The organism is Nocardiopsis sp. TRM 82005 (assembly GCF_056312425.1).
Genome location: NZ_JBWDTQ010000025.1, coordinates 95,879 through 115,585, shown reverse-complemented (window position 1 = coordinate 115,585; position 19,707 = coordinate 95,879). Strand labels below are relative to the sequence as shown.

The window sequence follows — 19,707 nt, the reverse complement described above, 5'->3', positions numbered from 1 at the left end:
AAGGCTGCTCGGGCACGGTGTCCGGCCCGCCGCTGCGCCCGCGGACGGGGCTCATCCGAAGCGGATGGGCAGCCCGGCGTAGTTGTGGGCGAACTCGGTGGCGGCGGCCTCGGAGCCGACGACGCGCCGGAGCTGGGAGAGCTGTAGCTGGGCGTCGAAGTCGTCCCCGTGGCGGTGGAGCGTGTTCGTCATCCACCAGGAGAAGTGGGTGCACCGCCAGACACGGCGCAGCGCGGTGTCGGAGTAGGCGTCGGCGAGGTCCTCCCGGCCGTCGCGCAGCCATGCGGTGAGGGCCTCGGCGAGCAGGGCGACGTCGGCGATCGCCAGGTTGAGGCCCTTGGCGCCGGTGGGCGGGACGATGTGCGCGGCGTCCCCGGCCAGGAAGAGGCGGCCGTAGCGCATGGGCGTGGTGACGAAGCTGCGCATCGGGAGCACGCTCTTCTCGGTGATGGCCCCGGTGCGCAGCTCCCAGTCCTCCCGGCCCGCGCCCAGGCGGGTGGTCAGCGCCTCCCAGACCCGGTCGTCGCTCCACTCGTCGATGTCCTCGTCGGGCCGGACCTGGAGGTAGAGGCGGCTGACGGTGGCCGAGCGCATGCTGTGCATGGCGAACCCGTCGGGGTGCCAGGCGTAGATCAACTCGTCGGTGGAAGGGGCGACGTCGGCGAGTACGCCCAGCCAGGCGAACGGGTAGGTGCGCTCCCACACCCGCTGCCGCGCGGTGGGGACGGCCCGGCGGCTGGGGCCGTGGAAGCCGTCGCAGCCCACGACCGCGTCGGCGTCCACCCGCTGGGGCCGCCCGTCGACGTCGGTGAAGGTGACGTGGGGACGGCCGGTGTCGACTTCGTGCGGCGTGACGTCCGAGGCCTGGTAGAACGCGGGGCGTCCGGCCTTCTCCCGGGCGGCCATGAGGTCCTTGGTCAGCTCGGTCTGCCCGTAGATCCACACCGACCTGCCGACCAGTTCGGTGAAGTCGATGTGGTGGCGCTCGCCCGGCCACTGCAAGTACACGCCGCGGTGCTCGTCGGCCTCGGTGGCGAGCCGGTGCCCGACCCCCGCCCGGGTGAGGACGTCCACGCTCCCGGACTCCAGGACTCCGGCCCGGATCCGCGAGCGGACGTGGTCGGCGGTCTGGCGCTCGATGAGGACCGAGTCGATCCCCTGGAGGCCGAGCAGGTGGGACAGGAGCAGCCCGGCCGGGCCCGCTCCGATGATGGCGACCTGGGTGCGCACGGTCGTTTCTCCTCCTGGTGCTCCGGCGCACGGGAGGGAGGTCCCGGGCGCGCGGCGTGTCGTCATGGTGGCGGGCGCGGTCGGCGGCGCCCCGACCGCCCGGGCGGCAGGTTCTCGTCGGTGCTCCCTGGCAACCCGGATGTGTCGACGATGCACCATCCGTGACCTGCGCCACCAGAAGGTTCTCACTGGTTGAGAGACGAGCTCTCCGCCAGAGGGAGGGCGCTGGCCCCGACTTGCCTTCCCCCGCCCGGGAAAGTATCCCTTCTCCATGAGCGACGAACGGAGTATCGCCTGGGACGGCTTCTTCAACACCCGGGATCTCGGCGGCCTGCCCACCCGCGACGGCCGGACCACCCGGCGCGGTGCCTTCATCCGCTCCGCCGACCTGCGCTTCGTCACCGAGAGGGGCTGGGAGTCCGCCCGTTCCGCCGGTGTCCGCACCATCGTGGACCTGCGCAACGAGGACGAGGCCAGGCCGGGCGTGAAGGAGGGCCTGACGGCCCGGGGAGGTTCCGCGGCGTTCCCCGCGGGGCCGGCCGGCGCGCCCCTCCCCGCCGAGATGACGCGCGTGGAGGTGCCTCTCGACCATGTCGAGGACGTCGAATTCTGGAGGGACGTCAACCGCGGGCAGCTGAACGGAACCCCTCTCTACTTCCGGCCCTTCCTCGAGCACAAGGCCGAGCGCTGCGCCGCCGCGGTCACCGCCCTCGCCCGGTCCGGGCCCGGAGGCGTCCTGTTCCACTGCGGGGCCGGACGCGACCGCACCGGCCTGGTGACGTTGCTGCTGCTCGCCCTGGCGGAGGTCGAGGCCGAGGCGATAGCCGATGACTACGTGCGCTCTGTCGCCGCGCTCGCACCCCTCTTCGAGGCGATGGGGCGGCCGGACCAGGGACCGGTGGTCGCATCGCTGCTGGCCGAGCGTGGAACGACACCGCGCGAGAGCGTCCTCGACGTTCTCAGCGACCTGCGGCCGCGGGACTACCTCCTGGACGCGGGGGTGGCGCAGGAGGACCTCGACAGGATTCGCACGCGCCTCCTGGGCTGACCGGAGTTCTCCGGAACCGTCCCCTCCCGGGGGCCTTCCGCGGAGTGGGGCGCCGCCCGGTGACGCGCACCGGGCACCCGGCGCTTCCGTTGCCGCGCCGCGGACCGGGCCCCGCGCACGCGATCCGGCTCAGGCTCCCATGGCCCGGGACGCGGAGCGCGCGGCGGTGCGTACCGCCGGGACCGCGAGGGCGGCGTGCTCGTCGTTGGGTACGACCACCGACAGCGCGGCGACCACCGCCCCGCTGGAGTCGCGCACGGGTGCGGCGATACCGGCGGTCTCCTCGTCGATGAACCCGCGGGACAGCACGTAGCCGGACCTGCGGATCTCGGCCAGCAGGGAGCGCAGCCGCCGGGCGTCGGTGACCGTGTTCGCGGTGAAGGCGCGGACAGGCCTCACCAGGACCCGTTCCTGGAGCGGCGGGGAGGCGTGGGCGAGCAGGACCAGGCCGGAGGAGGAGGCCTGCAACGGCAGCCGCCCGGCGATCCGGGTGATGTTGACGACCGCGCCCGGGGCGGATCGGCGTTCGACGAACAGGACCTCCTCGTCCTGGAGGACGCCGATCTGGGTGTGCTGGCCCACCACCGCGTGCAGGTCCTCCATGAACGGACCGACCGTCTCGCGCAGGCCCAGGGCGGGCGAGGAGCGTACGGCCAGCTCCCACATGCGCACGCCCACGCGGACGCGGCGGTCGGGATCGCGCTCCAACCACCCGTGCCGGACCAACTCCCCCACGAGCCGGGAGGCGGTGGCCACGTGCAGGCCGGCGCGCCGCGCGATCTGTGAGACCCGCAGTGCCGGATGTTCGGAGTCGAAGGCCTCCAGGACGCGCACCGCCCGGGACAGCACGGACTCCCCGTTCGCTGTTCTGACCACGCCAGCAGTCTCCATCGCGACGCCCACCGGAGTCCACACCGGGGCGAAACCGGCGTCGCCCGGACATAACCCACTAATTTGGGCAAGATATTGACCGCCGCAACAGAAGTGCCTAAGTTGGGGTCAGTCCACGACTGACGCGTACACGGTCCCTGACGCACCGTGCCATCACGCCATCCCGGAGCACGGCTCCGAGAGCACACCCCCCACCCCCCTTTCCACAGGAGCACTCCCCGTGCGCAGACTCCTCTCCCTACTCGCCTGTCTGACCCTCGTCACGAGCACCGCGTGCGGTGCCGACGACGGCGACGGCACCGACGCGATACGCGTCGGCTACATCACCCCGCTGACCGGCGGCTACTCCGCCCTGGGCGCCGACAACCAACTGGCCGTCGAACTCGCCGTGGAACGCGTCAACGCCGACGGCGGTGTCCTGGGCCGCCCCATCGAGCTCCTCACCCGCGACGACCAGAGCTCTCCCGACCAGTCCGTCCTGGCCTTCAACGACTTGCAGGCCCAGGAACCCGTCGCCTTCATCGGATCGGCGGTCTCCGACAGCGCCATGGCGACCCTGCCCGCCGTGGAGCGCAGCGGCGTCCCCTACCTGTCCCCCACCCCGGCCGACGAGCAGCTCGACCCCCTGCGCTCGGAGGTCTTCGTCGTCCCCGCCACCGCCTCGGCCTACGCCACACGCGCCCTGGAGTACTTCCAGGCCGAGGGCATGACCCGGGTCGCGGTCTCCTACTCCGCCACCGCCTACGCCATCGCCGGGTTCCTGGCCATGGACGAGCTCGCCGACGACCACGGGATCGAGCTGGTCTCCGTCACCGAGTACCAGCAGGACACCACCGACTTCGGCCACGTCTTCTCCTCCCTGGACGACGAGGATCCCGACGCCCTGCTGTTCTGGGGCACCGGCCCGCCCGGGGTGACCTTCGCCCAGCAGCACGACGCCATCGACAGCGAGGTCCCGCTCGTGGTCACCGGCGCCCAGGCCAGCCACCTGTGGCTGGACCCCGCCGGGGACGCGGCCGAGGGGGTCACCGTGCTCAGCTCCATCGGCGTGGTCGGCGACCACCTGCCCGAGAGCGAACAGAAGGACGTGATCACCGAAGCCGTCGACGCCTTCACCGAGGAGCACGACTACACGCCGCCGCAGTTCGCCCTGGACGGCTACAGCTCCGTCATGCTGCTGGTCGCCGCGATCGAGGAGGCGGGATCCACCGAGCACGCGGACATCCTCACCGCCCTGGAGGGACTCACCCTCGCCACACCCAACGGCACCTACACCTACTCCGACACCGACCACGCCGGGATCAGCACCGACGCCATCTCGGTCAACGCGGTCGAGGACGGCGAGATGGTACCGGTGCCCTGGGCCGTGGAGCAGCTCGACGCCGCCTACGGGGGCTGACGTGGCCCGACTCGACATCACCGGACTCAGCGTGTCCTTCGGCGGCGTCCACGCCGTGCGCGACGTGGACATGAGCGTGCCCAGCGGCCAGTCCCGGGGCGTCATCGGCCCCAACGGCGCGGGGAAGTCCACCTTGTTCAACCTGGTCAGCGGCCACCTGCGGCCGGACCGGGGCAGCCTGTCCCTGGACGGGTCGCCCCTGGACCGGCTGCCGCCGCACCGGCGCGCCCGCCGGGGCGTGGCCATCGTCTTCCAGGCCGCGCGCATCTTCCCCCGCATGACGGTCCTGGAGAACGTCATGGTCGGGGGCCATCTCGGGGCCGGGGCCGGGTTCGCCGCCGCGATCCTGCGCCTGCCCGCCCACCGGGCCGCCGAACGGCTCATCCGGGACCGGGCGGAGCAGGCCCTGGAGCGGGTGGGGCTGACCGCGCGGGGCGATGACCCCGCCGAGTCGCTGCCCCTGGGCCAGCAGCGCGCCATGCAGGTCGCCCGCGCACTGTGCGCCGACCCCGGGGTGCTCCTGCTGGACGAGCCCGCGTCCGGGCTGCGCGCACCCGAGAGGGAACGGCTGGCGCGCGTCATCGAGCAGCTGCGCGCCGACGGCCGCACGATCCTGCTCGTCGAGCACGACGTCGCCTTCGTCTCGCGCCTGTCCGACCGGGTGACCGTACTCGACCTGGGACGGGTCATCGCCGAGGGAACCCCCGAACAGGTCCGTGCCGATCCCCGGGTCATCTCCGCCTACATCGGCGGTTCACCGGAGAAGGGGGATGCGGCCTGATGCCCGTCCGTACCGTGAGGGGAGGGACACCGTGATCGCCGTGGAGGACCTGGTCGTACGGTATGGGACCGCGACCGCGCTGGACGGGGTTTCGCTCACCGTGCGCTCCGGCGAGATGGTGGCGCTGGTCGGGCCCAACGGAGCGGGCAAGTCGACCCTGGTCGACACGCTCTCGGGCCTGCTGCGCCCCGTCTCCGGCCGTGCCGCCGCCGAGGGCCGCCTGGCGCACGTCCCCGAGGGCAGACAGCTGTTCGGCGACCTGACCGTGGAGGACAACCTGCGCCTGGGCGCGTGGCGGGTGCGCGAGCGCGACCCCGCCCATGTGTACGGAGTACTGCCCGTCCTGGCCGACCTGCGGCGGCGCCGGGCGGGGACGCTGTCCGGCGGACAGCAGCAGATGGTCGCGTTCGGTCAGGCGCTCATGGCCCGGCCCGACGTGATCGCCGTGGACGAGCTGTCCCTGGGCTTGGCGCCCAAGGTCGTGGACGATCTGGTCCGGCACCTGGTCGGGCTCAACGCCGAGCACGGCACGGCGGTGCTGCTCATCGAGCAGAACGCCCGGTTGGCCTTCGAGGTGTGCTCGCGTGCCTACGTACTCGAGGCCGGACGGGTGGTCGCCGAGGGACCGTGCGCCGACCTGGCGTCGGGCTCGGAGGTGGCCCGCGCCTACCTGGGAGGCGGGGTGGAGGCGTCATGACGCTCTTCCTGTCCCAGCTGGTCAGCGGTGTGGCCATCGGATGCGGGTTCGCCCTGGTGGGCAGCGGCCTGGTCACCGTCTACCGGGTGACCGGCGTGGTCAACTTCGCCCAGGGCATGTTCGCCGTGGTCGGCGGGCTCTCGGCGGCGGCGTTCCTGGGCGCGGGCCTGTGGCACGGCGCCGCCGAGTTGCTGGCCGTGGCGGTGGCCGCCACCGTGGGCGGCCTGACCGGCGTGCTCGCGCTGGGCAAGCGCGGGACCACGCCGATGACCGCGCTCATCGTCACCCTGGCCGTGGGCTTCCTGGCCTACGCGGTGCTGGTGGCCGTGTTCGGCGACTCCCCGCGCTCCATGCCCGGACTGCCGGGGGTGGTCGAACCGTTCGGTGTGCCGGTACGGGTCCAGCACCTGCTGGTCATCGGGGTCACGGCTCTGGTGTTCACGCTGTTGTGGCTGTTCCTGTCCCACACCTACCTGGGCCGCGCGCTGACGGCGTGCGCGTCCAACCCCTACGCGGCGCGGGTGGTCGGCATCCCGGTGGCGGCCATGGCCCTGTTCGCGTTCGTCCTCGCGGGTGTGCTCGGCGGTATCGCCGGGGTGCTCATCACGCCGCTGCGGCCGGTCTCGTTCGACTCCGATGTGTCGCTGATCGTGCACGGCTTCGCCGCCGCCGTCCTCGGCGGGCTGACCAGACCCATGGTCGCCCTGGCCGGGGGCGTGGGGCTGGGCGTGGTCGAGGCGATGGTCGCCGGGTACGGCAACGCCGCCTACCAGACCCTGGTCGCGCTCGTCGTCATGGTCGGCGTGATGGTCTGGCACGCCGCCCGCAAACCCGCCCTGCACCAGGAGGTGGCGATATGACCGCGTCCACCGGCACCGCTCCCCCGACCGGGCAGACGGTGCCCGTGCGTCCCCGCCGCCGACGTGCGGGGACGTGGGCGGCCGCGGCGGTGGCCGCCGCCACCCTGCTGCTGCCGCCGCTGCTGGACGGGGGCGGGCTGGCCCTGTACGTCCAGGTCGCGCTGTCGGCGTGCGTGGTGGTGGGGATCTCCCTGCTGATGGGCTACGCCGGGCAGGTCTCCCTGGGCCAGGCCGTGTTCTTCGCCGTGGGCGGTTACACCGCCGCGCTGCTGGCCATGAACGGTGTGCCCGGGGTGGTGGGCCTGCTGGCCGCTCCGGTGGCGGCGGCCCTGTGCGCCCTGCTGCTGGGGCTGCCGCTGCTGCGGCTGCGCGGCCACCACCTGGCCTTCGCCACGATCGCCGTGCACCTGATCTTCCTGGTCGTGGTGGCGCAGTCGGACGCACTCGGCGGGAGCACGGGCCTACAGGGCGTGCCCCTGCTGTCCGCGGGCCCGCTGGAGGTGACCACGAACCTGGGCTATGCGTACGTGTCCTGGTGCGTGCTCGCCCTCGTGGTGGTCGTCGCCCGCAACACGGTGGACTCCCGTCCGGGGCGCGCCCTGCGGGCCCTGGCCACCAGCGAGACCGCCGCGGCCTCCTCCGGGATCCCCGTCGGCAGGTACAAGCTCACCGTGTTCGCGCTCTCGGCGGCGTTCGCGGGGGCGGCCGGAGGCGTGTACGCCTTCTATGTCGGGTTCCTGTCGCCAGGGATGTTCCCGGTGGCGATGTCGATCACCTACGTGGTAATGGCGGTGGTCGGCGGTCTGGGCTCGGTGTGGGGCGCGGTGGCCGGAACGGCCCTGGTGACGGTGGCCGTACACGTCCTGGGCCTGCTCGGGACGATGGGCGGCATGCCGGACTACGCGCCGAGCGTGTTCTCCTACGCGGTCTACGGTCTGCTGCTCATGGTGACCGTGCTGTTCCTGCCTCACGGGATCCTGCCCTCGATCGGATCCTGGTGGCGTCGCCGGACCGCCCGGTCCGGAGGCCGGACCGGCGCCGAGGCCGGAGGTGGAGCCGGTGACGTGTCCGGCCCCGGCTCCGGAGAGGGGCGAACCGCGTGAGACGCCCGTGCCCCGCCCCGGAGGGTTCCGGGGCGGGGCCTCCGACAGCGTGCCGGGAACGGTCAGGCCGGGATCACGTCGAGGACCTCCCCGGCTGCGGCGGTCGCCGAGTCCTGGTAGGCGGCGTGGAGCTCGTACACGAGCTCCTGGGCGGGAACCGCGGGCCAGTCCTCGGGCAGGTGTGCCAGAGGCAGGCGCGGGTCGGCCCTGACCAGCTGCATCCACTCCGATGTCAGCAGCAGGAGCCGCCCCAGGTCGTCGGCGGCCTCCGTCGGTCCGGGCCCTCCGTCCCAGCGCCGGAGGAAGGCACGGTAGTCCGCGGCGAGCCCGTCGATGTCGTAGGCCTCGTTGACGATCTGCGAGGCCTGTGTGGGCGGGCCGAGCCGGGCGTGGAAGACCCGGACGTACTCGGTCAGTCCCAGCTCCTCGACGAAGCCGCGCGTCTCCACGACCGAGGGCGCCACCCACAGGCCGTTGCGCAGCGGACCGAACCCCGCCCAGGCCAGGCGGGAGCGCAGGTCGTGCCGCTGGCGCTGCCAGGACTCGGGCAGGGAGAAGGACAGCAGGGTCCACAGGCCGTCCTCGTCGGTGTTGACCACGCCCGTCTCCCAGATTCGGCGCTCGCCGTCGGTGAGGACCTCGGTCAGGCGCGGGGTGAGGCCGAAGTAGACGCGTCTGCCGCTGCGCTGGCGGTCGAGCACGCCGCGCTGGGCCATCCGGCTCAGCGTCGAGCGCACGGCCTGTTCGGAGACCCCCACGCGGGCGAAGACGTCGATGAAGGACCCGGAGAAGACACGTATGTCCCGGCCCAGGACGAAACGCCCCAGGAAAGCCAGCATCAGCGGCTGCGGGCGCGGACGCGGACGCCCCGTGTCCCGCGCACCCCCCGGTGCCGCCTCCGTCAACGGATCGGCCATCTGTTCGGACATCCCCTCCCCCTTCTCGGCTCCAGCGTAGTGCGACTCCCACCGGACCCCGATTCATATTATGCAATTCATTGACTGCCGTTATACTTTCGCATAAGTTCAGGCCCCACGAGGTCGGCCCGTCTCATGACGGGCCCGGACGAATCCGTGAAACCCCCTGGTACGACGAGCGGAGAGACATGATGGACCTGACCGGCAAGTCGGTGGTGGTCACCGGAGCCGGGCGCGGCCTGGGCCGGGCCTACGCCCGTGAACTGGCCCGGCGCGGCGCCCTCGTCGTGGTCAACGACGCCGACGCGGACGCCGCCGCCGAGACCGCCGACCGGATCACCGGGGGCGGGGGGCGCGCGCTCGCCCACGCGGCCCCGGTCGGCGGCGCGGACGTGGCCCGGGACCTCGTCGACACGGCCGTCGAGCACTTCGGCCGCCTCGACGTCCTGGTCGCCAACGCGGGCGTGCTGCGCGACCGGGTGCTGTGGAAGATGGGCGACGAGGACTTCGACACCGTCGTCGACGTGCACCTGCGCGGAACCTTCACCTGCGCCCGGGCCGCCGTCACCCACATGCGCGAGCGCGGCGGGGGCGGGCGGCTGATCATGGTCGCCTCCCCAGCCGGGCAGCGCGGAAACTTCGGCCAGACCAACTACGCCGCGGCCAAGGCCGGGATCGCCGCCATGGTGCGCACCTGGTCGATGGAGTGCGCCCGGGCCGGGATCACCGCCAACGCGATCGTGCCGGTGGCCGCCACCGCGATGACCGCCACCATCCCCGCGTTCGCCGAGCACGTGGCCGCGGCGCGGGAGGGAGGCGGCCCCCTGCCCCCGTGGATGCGCCAGGCCGAGGGCTTCGGCATGCCCGAGGACGCGGCCGGGCTCGTGGCCTTCCTGGCCTCGGACGCCTCGGCGCACGTGACCGGCCAGTGCGTGGGCATCGGCGGCGACAAGCTGTCCTTGTGGTCGCACCCGCAGGAGGTCTCCGTGGCCTACCACGAGGGCGGATGGCGCGCGGAGGACATCCGGGACGCCTGGGACGGCACGGTGGGCCGCGCCGCGCAGAGCGTGGGCATCCCCGCCCCCGTCGACCCCGGGGCCGGCCACGGGCCGGAGGCGTCCCGGTGAGCGGCATCGACCTGGAACGGATCACCGCCATCGACGTGCACACCCACGCCGAGGTCTCCTCCTCGGGAGGGGACGCGATCGGCGAGGAGCTGCACGAGGCGTCGAGCGCCTACTTCAAGACCGAGGGCGAGCGCAGGCCCACACTGGACCAGATCGCCGCCCACTACCGCGAGCGCGACATGGCGTGCGTGGTCTTCCCCGTGGACACCGAGTCCACGACCGGACTGCCCGCCGTGCCCAACGAGGAGGTGGCCGAGGCCGCGGCCGCCCACCCCGACACCCTCCTCCCCTTCGCCAGCATCGACCCGGCCAAGGGCGCCCTGGGGGTGCGGGCGGTGCGCCGCCTGGTGGAGGAGTACGGGGTCAGGGGCTTCAAGTTCCACCCCAACCTCCAGGACTTCTTCCCCAACGACCGTGCCGTCTACCCGCTGTACGAGGCGATCCAGGACAGCGGCGCGATCGCCCTGTTCCACACCGGGCAGACCGGGATCGGCGCGGGAACCCCCGGAGGAGGCGGTATCCGGCTGAAGTACTCCAACCCGCTGCACGTGGACGACGTCGCCGCCGACTTCCCCGACCTGTCGATCATCCTGGCCCACCCCTCCTTCCCCTGGCAGGACGAGGCACTGTCGGTGGCGGTGCACAAGCCCCGCGTGTACATCGACCTGTCGGGCTGGTCGCCGAAGTACTTCCCGCCCAACCTGGTCCGCTACGCCAACTCCCTGCTCCAGGACAAGGTGCTGTTCGGCTCCGACTACCCGGTCCTCTCCCCCGACCGGTGGCTCGCCGCCTTCGACCGGCTCGACATCAAGCCGGAGGTCCGTCCCAAGATCCTCAAGGACAACGCGGCCCGCCTGCTCGGGCTGGCCGACGAGGAGTAGCCGCGATGCTCAACGAAGGAATCGGTTCCTGGACGGCCCGCCGGGCGCGCAGCTCCCCCGAGCGCGTCGCGGTGGTCCACGAGGGCCGCACCCTCACCTACGCCCAGTTGCACGAGCGCGTGCTGCGCCTGGCCTCGGCCCTGCGGGGGCTCGGTGTGCGCTCCGGTGACCGGGTCGCCTACCTGGGCGCCAACCACCCGGCCCTGCTGGAGACCCTGTTCGCGTGCGGGGCGCTGGGCGCCGTCCTCATCCCCCTGAACACCCGGCTGGCCGTGCCCGAGCTGGCCTACATCACCGAGGACTGCGGCCCCACCGTGCTGGTGCACGGAGAGGAGCACACCGGGGCCGCACGCGAGCTGGGCGGATCCGGGTCCGTGTCCGCCCTGGTCCCGGTGTCCGGTGAAGGCACCGGGTCCTACGAGGCACGGATCGCCGCGCGCGCGGCCGAGCCGCTGGACGAACCCGTCCGCCTGGATGACGTGTGCATGATCATGTACACCTCCGGCACCACCGGACGCCCCAAGGGGGCGATGCTCACCCATGCCAACATCACCTGGAACTGCGTCAACGTCCTCACCGACGTGGACCTGACCGCCGACGAGGTCACCCTGGTCAGCGCGCCGATGTTCCACACCGCCGCGCTGAACATGACATGCCTGCCCACCCTGCTCAAGGGCGGCCGGGTGGTGATCATGCCGCGGTTCGACCCGGAGCGCGCCCTCGACCTGATCTCCTCCGAACGCGTCACCTGGATGTTCGGCGTTCCGACGATGTTCAACGCCTTGGCGGCCTCGCCCCGCTGGGCCGGTGCCGACCTGTCGTCCCTGCGCATGTTGGAGGCGGGCGGCGCGCCCGTGCCGGAGTCGACCATCGCCACCTACCAGGCGCGGGGACTGACGTTCCTACAGGGCTACGGCATGACGGAGACCTCCCCGGGCGTGCTGTTCCTGGGCACCGCCGACTCGGTCCGCAAGGCCGGTTCGGCGGGGCGGCCCAGCTTCTTCACCGACGCCCGGGTGGTGGGGCCCGACCTGGCGCCGACCGCGCCGGGCGAGCCCGGGGAGATCGTGGTCCGCGGCCCCAACGTGATGCGCGGCTACTGGGGCCGGTCCGAGGACACCCGCACCGCGTACACCGCTGACGGGTGGTTCCGTACCGGGGACGTCGGCGTGGCCGACGAGGAGGGCTACGTCCGGATCGTGGACCGCCTCAAGGACATGTACGTCTCCGGAGGCGAGAACGTCTACCCGGCCGAGGTGGAGAACGCCCTGCACGAGCACCCCGCCGTCGCCGACTGCGCCGTGGTGGGCGTCCCCGACCAGACCTGGGGCGAGGTCGGCCATGCCGTGGTCGTACTCGGGGACGGCGGAAAGGCCACCGCGGCGGACCTGGCCGAGCACTGCCGCGGGCACCTGGCCCGATACAAGGCCCCGCGTTCCTTCGCCTTCGCCCGCGAACTGCCGCGCAACGCCTCCGGGAAGCTGCTCCGGCACCGGCTACGCGCCGAGGCCACCGCCAGCGGCCCCGACAACCCCTGACACCCAGCACCCTCTGCCCCGAACGGAGCATCTCCATGCCCATCACCGTCAACGGTCTCGACGAGCTACGGGCCGCCTCCGGCAAGGACCTCGGCCACAGTTCGTGGATCGAGGTCACCCAGGAGAGCGTGAACACCTTCGCCGACGCCACCGGCGACCACCAGTGGATCCACGTCGACCCCGAGCGCGCCAAGGACGGCCCCTTCGGCGGGCCCGTCGCGCACGGCTACCTGACCCTGTCCCTGCTCATCCCGATGATCAGCGAGGTCCTCGTCATCGAGGGGATCTCCGCTTCGGTGAACTACGGGCTGAACAAGGTGCGCTTCCCCTCCCCCGTCAGGGTCGGTGCCCGCGTCCGCCTGGCCGCCACCCTGGCGGAGACCGTCCCCGTCAGGGGCGGGGTACAGATCCTGGTGGACGGCGTGATCGAGGTCGAGGGGTCGGACCGGCCCGCATGCGTCGCCCAGGCCGTCTACCGGCACCTGGCCTGACCGCACACGGCCGGGACGTGGACCGGGGCTTCGCCCGCCGGAGCCCTCCGGAGACGCGGAACGGGACCGCGACACACCCGTACCGCAGCCCCCAAGGATTCCTCAACAAGCAAGTATCTTGGAAACCGTGCTTTATGGCCTCGGCGAACGAAGTGACACGCCCGGCCCGCAGCGGTGGCCGGGGCACCGTGCCGCCGGGAGCACCACGTGAGGAGGGCTCGGGCCGGGAAGCTGCTGGGGGCCGCCGGCGCCGCCCTGGCCCTGCTGCTCGTGCTCGCGGTCGCCGGCTTCGTCACCTGGGCGCGCACCCCGCACAGGGCTGAGTCGCGGGCCTACCAGGAGGCGGTACGGACCTTCGCGGTGGACGTGGTCAGAACCGACGACGTGGTCGTGGTCGAGCCCGCCGACGCGCGGCCTGGCACCGGGATCGTGTTCTATCCGGGCGCGCGGGTGTCCCCCGACGCCTACGTCGCGCCGTGGGCGCCGATCGCGGCCGAAAGCGCGGTACGGGTCGTCATCCCCACGATGCCGCTGAACCTCGCGGTGCTGGACGCCGACCGCGCGACCGCGGCCATCGCCGACCACGGAGCCGGTATCGGGAAGTGGTACGTGGGCGGCCACTCGCCGGGCGGCACGATGGCCGCCTCCTACGCCGGCGGGGACGGCGGAGCACCGGTCCGCGGGCTGGTCCTGTGGGGCTCCTACGCCACGGGCGGCGCGGACCTGGCCGGACGCGACGACCTGAGGGTCGTCTCGGTCTCGGGCGGCCGCGACGGTCTCGCCGACCCGGCCACGATCGAGGAGAACCGGGAGCATCTGCCGCCCAGCGCCCTCATGCACCAGGTCCAGGGGAGGAACCACGCCCAGTTCGGCGCCCACGGCGACCAGGTGGGCGACGGCGCCGCCCGTATCAGCGACGCCGAGGCCCGCCGGGAGCTGGCCGAGTTGATGGCGGGCTTCCTCCCCCGGCCCTGACCCCGGGCGGCCCGGTACGGCACGCTACAGCAGGCCCAGGACCGGCCCCGCCGCGACCCCCAGCCCCAGGGAGGCGACGGCGGCGGTGACGGCCACGCCCGTGCTCCACCGGCCCGGGGATCCGGACCGGCCCTCCTCCCCCGCCGGCCCCCCGGAGGAGCGGAAGAGGGGCAGGATCCAGCGCAGGTAGTAGAAGAGGCTGGCGACGGTGTTGGCGGCGGCCAGCACCATGAGCCAGCCCAGCCCCGCCTCCAGCGCCGCGGTGAAGAGGACGAGCTTGCCGACGAACACCGCCGTGGGCGGGGTGCCCACGAGGCCGAGCAGGCACACGACCAGGCTCAGCGCGAGCCAGGGGTGGCCGCGGAAGAGACCCGCGTGGTCCTCCAGGGTCCGGGTCCGAAGGGCGCACACGACCGCGAACGCCCCGAGGTTGGCCGCCAGATAGGCGCCGAGGTAGAACAGCAGGCCCGGCTGGACCAGCTCCGCTCGGCCCCCCACCGCGGCCACGGCCATCAGCAGGTAGCCGACCTGGCTGATGGCGGAGTAGGCCAACAGGCGCCGCGCGTTCGTCTGGAAGAAGGCGCCCAGGTTGCCCAGGGTCATCGACGCCGCGGCCAGGATCGCGGCCAGCAGTGTCCAGTCCAGCGCGGTCCCGGCCAGCACCTGGTCACCCAGCCGGTACAGGGCCGCCAGCGCGCCGATCTTGGGCACGGTGGTGACGAAGGCGGCGACGGGCGCCGACGTGCCCTCGGTGACGTCGGGCACCCAGAAGTGGACGGGCACTCCCCCGGCCTTGAACAGCAGCCCCGCCAGCACCGCGACGACACCGGCGGCCACGAGGACGGCCGGCGCCCCGGTGAGGGCGGCGGCCAGGCCCGCGTAACCGGTGGTCGCGCCCGCACCGAGCAGCAGGGTGACTCCGGTCAGCAACAGGATTCCCGCCAGGGCGCCCAGAAGGTAGAACTTCAGCGCGGCCTCGGTCCCCGCACCGTCCTTGGCGAAGCCGACCAGCGCGTAGAGGGGGATGCTCGCCAGGAGGTAGGCCACGGAGAGCACCAGCAGGTCGTCAGCGCCCGCCAGCACCACCGTGCCCAGGGCCCCGAGCAGCAACAGGACGTAGAACTCCGACTCGCGGGGGTGGTCGGCGAAGGCCTCGGCGGCGAGCAGGACCGTGGCCAGGACTCCCACGAGCACCATGGCGCGTACCGCGTGCGTGACTGTGTCCACGGTGTAGCCGCCGGATTCCGCCGTGGTCCCGGTCGCCGCCGCCGCGACCGTGGCGGCCAGCGCGACCAGCAGCGCCGCGACCACGCACAGGCGGACGCGCCCCTGTCGGCGCCGGGGCGTCCAGCTCCCGAACAGGAGCGCGCCCACCGAGGTGAGCGCGAGGACCAGCTCGGGCAGTAGGGCGGCCGGGTCCACTCCCTCCATCCCGCTCACCCCGCCACCAGGGCGGCCAGTGCCCGGGCCGCCGGTTCGATGCGGTCGAGCAGGAACCGGGGCAGGAGGCCGATGAGGACGGCCAGGGCCAGGAGCGGCGCGATCGCGGCGGTCTCCCGCATGGACAGGTCGCCGACGCGGGCCGTGCACGGCCCCGGGCCTCCCAGGAACAGCCGTTGCAGCGCGCGCAGGAACAGGGCCGCGGTGAGGAGGATTCCCAGCAGCGCCAGCGCCGTGGGCACCGGAACCGGTCCGAGGCTGCCCGCGAAGATCTGGAACTCGGCGATGAACCCCGACAGGCCCGGCAGTCCCAGGGAACCGAAGGAGGCCACGGCCGCGAGGGCGGCGAAGCGCGGGGCCCTCTCGGCCAGGCCGCCGTAGGAGCCCATGTCGTAGGTGCCCGCGCGCTCGTGCAGCACACCGGCCGACAGGAACAGTGCGCCCGTGAGCAGGCCGTGGCTGACCATCTGCGTGACCCCGCCGGTGATCGCCAGCGACGCCGCGTCCGACTGCGCGTCCGTGGCCAGGCCGGCGGCGCCCAGCCCCAGGATGATGTAGCCCATGTGGTTGACGGACGTGTAGGCGATCATGCGTTTGAAGTCGGTCTGGGCGAGTGCCACGAGCGCGCCGTACAGGACGGAGACCACCCCGATGACCACGGCCACCATCGCGTACTCGCCCCAGGCGCCCGGGAGGATCGGTATCGCGATGCGCACGAACCCGTAGGTGCCCATCTTCAGCAGGACCCCGGCCAGGATCGCCGAGCCGACGGCGGGCGCGTCGGTGTGCGCCGGGGGCAGCCAGGTGTGGAAGGGAACGGTGGGTGTCTTGACGGCCAGCCCCGCACCGATGGCCAGCAGCACCAGTGCGCCCGCCGGGCCCCTCCCCTCCAGAGGGGTCTGGTCCGCCAGCGCCACCATGTCGAAGGTGTGGGGGTCGGAGGCCACGTACAGGCCGATGAAGCCCAGCAGCAGTGCCAGCGACCCCAGGAAGGTGTAGAGGAAGAACTGCAACGCCGCCCGGGCCGGCTGTCCGTGCCCCCAGCCCGCGATGACGAAGTACATCCCCACGATGGACAGGTCGAAGAAGACGAAGAACAGCAACAGGTCCAGGGCGCTGAACAGCCCCAGCGAGACCGTCTGTAGGAACAGGAAGAGGACGGCGTGGGCGCGGGCGCGCCGACGCTGGCGCAGTGAGTAGACCGCACACGCCAGGAAGAGCACCGCCGTCATGGCCAGCAGCGGCAGGGAGAGCCCGTCGACACCGACGTGGTAGGACGCGCCGACACTGGGGATCCAGAGCACCCGCTCCTCGTAGGCGAGGCCGCCGGCCCCGGCCGCCGGAGAGGACATGGCGGACGGATGGTACGCCCACAGGCCGATGACGAGTACCAGGTCCAGCGCCGCCACCGCGACCCAGGCCCGGGCCACCGCCCCGTCGCCCGGACGTGGGAGGGCCAGCAGTACCAGGCCCGCGAGCAGGGGCAGGAACACGACGACGGAGAGCACGCCTCACCTCATCAGGACGACGACGGCGGCCAGGACGACGAGCGCGATGACGGCCTGGACGTAGTACTGGTGCAACAGCCCGGTCTGGGGGCGCAGAGCCCACGCGGCCATGGCCCGCGCGCCGGACGCGACCGCGCGCACCGTCCCGTCGGCCCCTGTCTCGCCCCGGAGCCGGACCAGGTCGGCGGCGCGTGTCCCCCAGCCCGCGCAGGAGCGCACTCCCCGGGCCAGCGCACGGTCGTCGAAGGCGGCCAGGCGGCCGGCAAGGTCCCCGGTCACCTGGGCGGCGGCCCTCGCCCCGCCCGCGACCACACGGTCGTCGGCGAGGGCCAGGGCCCGGGCGAGCGCCGTCACGGGCCTGACCACCAGGGCGTGTGCCGCCCTCTCCAGACCGAGCCAGCCGCCCATCCACCGCTGACCGGGCACGGCGGCCACACGTTCGCGGGCGGTCGCCCATCCGGTGGCGGCGAGCACCATGACGGCCAGCAGGCCCGACACCGCCATCGCCCATCCCGGGGGTCCCGGTTCGCCCGCCGCGCCCAGCAGCGCACGCCACCACCGCGCCGCCGCGGGAAACACCAGGGTTCCGAGCCCGACCGTGGCGGCGGCCAGCGCGGCCAGCGGCAGCACCCCTGCCGGGGACGGCCGGCCAGGTCCGCGCCGGTACGCGCCGCCCTCCCCCGCCGGTATCGGGGACCAGACCACGGCCAGGGCCCGGGCGGCGTAGGCAGCGCTCACAGCCGACGCTGCCAGACCCGTCGCGTACAGGGCGGGACCGAGGTGCAGCGCCGCGGCGAGCACTTCGTCCTTGGCCGTCCACAGCGGCAGCGGGGGCAGCCCGGCGACGGCCAGGGCCCCGACCGAGAAAGCCGCCCCGACCAGGGGGCGCCGGCGTGCGGCTCCGCGCAGACCGCGCAACCCCTGTGTGCCCAGGACGGCCAACCAGGCCCCCGCGCACAGGAACAACAGGCTCTTGGCCGCGGCGTGCGCGGCGAACTGCATGATCCCGCCGCTCACACTGCCCGCGCCCGCGGCCAGGACGACGAAGCCCAGCTGTGAGCAGGTCGAGGCGGCCAACAGCTGCTTGAGGTCGCTCTGGTGGAAGGCCACCGCGCCCAACAACAGCGCGGTGGCCGCTCCGGTCCAGGCCAGCGCCGGCCCCGCCCACACCGTGCTCGTCAGCGCGGGCTCGATCCGCACCAGTAGATAACCCCCCGCCGCGACCATCGTGGCCGAGTGCAGAAGGGCCGAGACCGGGGTGGGACCGGCCATCGCGTGCGAGAGCCAGAAGCTGAACGGCAGCTGCGCGGACTTCCCCAGCGCGGCGATGACCAGCCCGGCCACGGCCGCGTCCCGCCATCCGCCGTCCAGTGCGGTCAGGTCGGAGAGCCGGAGCGGGCCGGACCCCCCGGCCAGGGCCGCACCGGCGGCCAGGTACAGGCCCAGGTCCCCGGTCCGCGTGGTGACGAAGGCCAGCGTCGCCGAGCGGACGCGGTGGACGTCGCCCCACCAGTAGCCGATGAGGGCGTAGGAGAGGGCGCCCATGACCTCCCACGCCGCGAGCAGCACGAACAGGTTGGTGGCGGTCACGGTCGTGAGCATCGCCGCCGTGAAGAGCAACATGAGGCCGAAGAAGCGGCCGCGTGCCTGGTCGGCCCCCATCTCGGCTGAGGCGAAGAGTACGACCGCCAGGGCGACGGCGGACACGGTCAGCACCGCGACCGCCGACAGGCCGTCCACGGCCAGGCCCGCGGGGATACCCGCGAGCATCGGCACGAGCGTGCTCGGGCGAAGCACCGCCGCGATACCGGCCGCAGCCAGCACCAGGCCGGCGGCGGCGACGGCGCAGGGCGCGGCGACCGGGTCGGCGCGCCTGCCCGCCACCAGCAGGACCGCGCCCGCCGCCGCGGGCAGGCCCACCAGCGCCCACAGGACCGCCGTCACCCCTGGTCTCCCAGGTCGGCGGCCGAGTCGACCATGTCGACGCCGCGCGCACGGAAGATGGCGGTGGTGACGGCGAAGCCCATCGCCATCTCCACGGCCATCGCGGTGATCGCGACCAGGACCAGGACCTGCCCGTCGGGTCGTTCGGGCGAGGTGTGGAACCACAGGGACGACGCGGCGACGATGACGGCGTTGATCATCAGTTCCAGGCCCATCATGACCATGACGACGGACTGCTGGCTGAGCGCGCCGAAGAGCCCCACCGCGAACAGGGCGGCCGCCAGGAGAAGGTACGCCTCCAGGATCATCGGCCGAGCCCGCCGCCGACCGGGTCGTCGGGACGCTCGCGCCGCAGGCCGTCACCGTAGCGGTCGTAGCGGCCCCGGTGGGTGGTGAGCACGGTGGCGGCCACCATGGTCGCGAACAGCACCAGGCCCACGAGCATCATGACGAGCATGTGCTCTCCCATGACCGCCCCGCCCAGCGCGAGTGCGGGGTCGGCGGGTGGATCGCCCGCCCGCTCGGGCCAGGGCACGAGCACGGCGCCCGCGGCCAGCAGCAGGAACACCCCGGCGGACACGGCCAGGGAGCCGGCCTTGTTGTGCACCATGGTCATCGGCATCAGCCCGGCCGGATTCATCATGTACATGATCATGAAGACGGCCATGACCATCATCTCCATGATCATCATGAGGATGATCAGCACGCCCAGGTAGGACAGCCCCAGGAGCAGGACCGCCACAGCGGTGAACAGAAAGGACGCCAACAGCGCGAAGGTCGCCCGGGCCATGGAGTCCACCACGAACACCGCGGCTCCGGAGGCGACCGCGCACACGGCGCAGACCGCGAACACCACCGTCTCGGACATTTCCCTCCT

General features: G+C 72.9%; 19 protein-coding genes. 11 read left to right on the top strand and 8 right to left on the bottom strand.

The features are described 5' to 3' along the window. Positions 1 to 51: 51 nt before the first annotated feature. Entirely contained in the window at positions 52 to 1,230 is a 1,179-nt protein-coding gene (locus tag AC0T5L_RS20405; RefSeq protein ID WP_476167053.1) for a 4-hydroxybenzoate 3-monooxygenase, read from the bottom strand. A 271-nt stretch (positions 1,231 to 1,501) separates the two neighbouring features. Here AC0T5L_RS20405 and AC0T5L_RS20400 point away from each other — a divergent pair, with 271 nt between their 5' ends. Next, positions 1,502 to 2,278 carry a tyrosine-protein phosphatase gene (locus tag AC0T5L_RS20400; protein ID WP_476167052.1) on the top strand — a complete coding sequence of 259 codons (777 nt, stop codon included), beginning with the start codon at positions 1,502 to 1,504 and terminating at the stop codon, positions 2,276 to 2,278. A gap of 129 nt (positions 2,279 to 2,407) precedes the next feature. Here the strand turns inward: AC0T5L_RS20400 and AC0T5L_RS20395 are convergent, their stop codons facing one another. Next, positions 2,408 to 3,154 (bottom strand): IclR family transcriptional regulator, encoded by a 747-nt coding sequence (locus tag AC0T5L_RS20395; RefSeq protein ID WP_476167051.1) that lies wholly within the window; start codon positions 3,152 to 3,154, stop codon positions 2,408 to 2,410. A gap of 235 nt (positions 3,155 to 3,389) precedes the next feature. Here AC0T5L_RS20395 and AC0T5L_RS20390 point away from each other — a divergent pair, with 235 nt between their 5' ends. Genes AC0T5L_RS20390 through AC0T5L_RS20370 form a run of 5 tightly spaced genes read left to right on the top strand, consistent with a single transcriptional unit; the run spans position 3,390 to position 8,009 of the window. Next, positions 3,390 to 4,568: an ABC transporter substrate-binding protein gene (locus tag AC0T5L_RS20390; protein ID WP_476167050.1), complete on the top strand. Its 1,179-nt coding sequence runs from the start codon at positions 3,390 to 3,392 to the stop codon at positions 4,566 to 4,568. Between the two features lies 1 nt (position 4,569). Then, positions 4,570 to 5,349 carry an ABC transporter ATP-binding protein gene (locus AC0T5L_RS20385; RefSeq protein ID WP_476167049.1) on the top strand — a complete coding sequence of 260 codons (780 nt, stop codon included), beginning with the start codon at positions 4,570 to 4,572 and terminating at the stop codon, positions 5,347 to 5,349. Between the two features lie 31 nt (positions 5,350 to 5,380). Next, positions 5,381 to 6,046 (top strand): ABC transporter ATP-binding protein, encoded by a 666-nt coding sequence (locus AC0T5L_RS20380; RefSeq protein ID WP_476167048.1) that lies wholly within the window; start codon positions 5,381 to 5,383, stop codon positions 6,044 to 6,046. Continuing rightward, positions 6,043 to 6,906, top strand: a complete 864-nt coding sequence (locus AC0T5L_RS20375; RefSeq protein WP_476167047.1) for a branched-chain amino acid ABC transporter permease — start codon at positions 6,043 to 6,045, stop codon at positions 6,904 to 6,906. Before AC0T5L_RS20380 ends, AC0T5L_RS20375 begins: the two co-directional genes overlap by 4 nt. Further along, the gene (locus AC0T5L_RS20370; protein WP_476167046.1) at positions 6,903 to 8,009 is read left to right on the top strand and encodes a branched-chain amino acid ABC transporter permease; all 1,107 of its coding nucleotides are present in this window, start codon (positions 6,903 to 6,905) and stop codon (positions 8,007 to 8,009) included. The genes AC0T5L_RS20375 and AC0T5L_RS20370 overlap by 4 nt, the downstream gene beginning before the upstream one ends. A gap of 62 nt (positions 8,010 to 8,071) precedes the next feature. On the opposite strand, the gene AC0T5L_RS20365 is transcribed toward AC0T5L_RS20370, so the two are convergent. After that, the gene (locus tag AC0T5L_RS20365) at positions 8,072 to 8,938 is read right to left on the bottom strand and encodes a PaaX family transcriptional regulator (RefSeq protein ID WP_476167045.1); all 867 of its coding nucleotides are present in this window, start codon (positions 8,936 to 8,938) and stop codon (positions 8,072 to 8,074) included. Positions 8,939 to 9,114: 176 nt separating this feature from the next. Here AC0T5L_RS20365 and AC0T5L_RS20360 point away from each other — a divergent pair, with 176 nt between their 5' ends. The 5 genes from AC0T5L_RS20360 to AC0T5L_RS20340 all read left to right on the top strand — a co-directional run bounded on the left by AC0T5L_RS20360 (position 9,115) and on the right by AC0T5L_RS20340 (position 13,938). After that, positions 9,115 to 10,053 carry an SDR family NAD(P)-dependent oxidoreductase gene (locus tag AC0T5L_RS20360; protein ID WP_476167044.1) on the top strand — a complete coding sequence of 313 codons (939 nt, stop codon included), beginning with the start codon at positions 9,115 to 9,117 and terminating at the stop codon, positions 10,051 to 10,053. Next, positions 10,050 to 10,934: an amidohydrolase family protein gene (locus AC0T5L_RS20355; RefSeq protein WP_476167043.1), complete on the top strand. Its 885-nt coding sequence runs from the start codon at positions 10,050 to 10,052 to the stop codon at positions 10,932 to 10,934. Before AC0T5L_RS20360 ends, AC0T5L_RS20355 begins: the two co-directional genes overlap by 4 nt. A 5-nt stretch (positions 10,935 to 10,939) precedes the next feature. Beyond that, positions 10,940 to 12,472, top strand: coding sequence for an acyl-CoA synthetase (locus tag AC0T5L_RS20350; protein ID WP_476167042.1), 1,533 nt, complete (start codon positions 10,940 to 10,942; stop codon positions 12,470 to 12,472). A 35-nt stretch (positions 12,473 to 12,507) separates the two neighbouring features. Then, on the top strand, positions 12,508 to 12,963 hold the full coding sequence (locus AC0T5L_RS20345) for a MaoC family dehydratase (RefSeq protein WP_476167041.1): 456 nt from the start codon (positions 12,508 to 12,510) through the stop codon (positions 12,961 to 12,963). Positions 12,964 to 13,170: 207 nt separating this feature from the next. Then, on the top strand, positions 13,171 to 13,938 hold the full coding sequence (locus AC0T5L_RS20340) for an alpha/beta hydrolase (protein WP_476167040.1): 768 nt from the start codon (positions 13,171 to 13,173) through the stop codon (positions 13,936 to 13,938). A 24-nt stretch (positions 13,939 to 13,962) separates the two neighbouring features. Here the strand turns inward: AC0T5L_RS20340 and AC0T5L_RS20335 are convergent, their stop codons facing one another. From AC0T5L_RS20335 to AC0T5L_RS20315, 5 genes are read right to left on the bottom strand one after another with little or no spacing between them, the layout of a single operon-like run. After that, the gene (locus AC0T5L_RS20335; protein WP_476167073.1) at positions 13,963 to 15,369 is read right to left on the bottom strand and encodes an NADH-quinone oxidoreductase subunit N; all 1,407 of its coding nucleotides are present in this window, start codon (positions 15,367 to 15,369) and stop codon (positions 13,963 to 13,965) included. Positions 15,370 to 15,374: 5 nt separating this feature from the next. Then, complete coding sequence (locus AC0T5L_RS20330) at positions 15,375 to 16,886, bottom strand: complex I subunit 4 family protein (RefSeq protein ID WP_476167039.1); 1,512 nt, start codon at positions 16,884 to 16,886, stop codon at positions 15,375 to 15,377. A 3-nt stretch (positions 16,887 to 16,889) separates the two neighbouring features. Then, entirely contained in the window at positions 16,890 to 18,830 is a 1,941-nt protein-coding gene (locus tag AC0T5L_RS20325) for an NADH-quinone oxidoreductase subunit 5 family protein (protein WP_476167038.1), read from the bottom strand. Continuing rightward, on the bottom strand, positions 18,827 to 19,138 hold the full coding sequence (gene nuoK / locus AC0T5L_RS20320; protein ID WP_476167037.1) for an NADH-quinone oxidoreductase subunit NuoK: 312 nt from the start codon (positions 19,136 to 19,138) through the stop codon (positions 18,827 to 18,829). Before nuoK ends, AC0T5L_RS20325 begins: the two co-directional genes overlap by 4 nt. Beyond that, on the bottom strand, positions 19,135 to 19,698 hold the full coding sequence (locus AC0T5L_RS20315; RefSeq protein WP_476167036.1) for an NADH-quinone oxidoreductase subunit J: 564 nt from the start codon (positions 19,696 to 19,698) through the stop codon (positions 19,135 to 19,137). The genes nuoK and AC0T5L_RS20315 overlap by 4 nt, the downstream gene beginning before the upstream one ends. Between the last annotated feature and the right edge of the window lie 9 nt (positions 19,699 to 19,707).